A 515-nucleotide genomic window follows, 5' to 3' on the forward strand; every position below is an offset into this window, starting at 1 on the left:
GGCGGACGGCAAGGTGACGGACTACGTCTATGACGGCATGGGCAGGCTCGCGCGGGAGAGCGAGGCGGAGGGCAACACGATTGTCTACGCCTACGACCGCTTCTCCAACCGCTCCAGCATGACGGTGACGGGCGGCGAAACCTACACGACCACCTATGGCTACCACCCGAACAACTGGCTGCTGACCGAGGAAAAGCGGGAGAAGGACACGGTGGAGACCTACCGTTACCGCTATGACGGCAACGGCAACCAGGTGTACCGGGAATGGAGCAGGAACGGTCCGGACGACGGGACGGTTCCGCGGGTGGGCTATGTGCCGAACGGCTTCCGCAGGGAACTTGCCACGCTGGAAATAAGAGGGTATAATGGGTTTAACCAGATGACATCCCTCTACGCGGACGGCGAGCGGACGGCCTATGCCTACCGTCCGGACGGGCTGCGCTACGGCAAGACCTACGGGAGCGGCGCGGACGCGACGGGCGTCACCCACCTGTGGGACGGGCAGAACATCGTGG

At 63.9% G+C, this 515-nt stretch carries 1 protein-coding gene; it reads left to right on the forward strand.

Features of this window, described 5'->3' with window-relative positions:
• A partial coding sequence (locus NE609_RS17330) for a hypothetical protein (RefSeq protein WP_370867185.1) occupies positions 1-515 on the forward strand: 515 nt, incomplete at both ends.

Source organism: Anaerotruncus sp. DFI.9.16 (assembly GCF_024461615.1).
GTDB lineage: Bacteria > Bacillota > Clostridia > Oscillospirales > Ruminococcaceae > Anaerotruncus > Anaerotruncus massiliensis.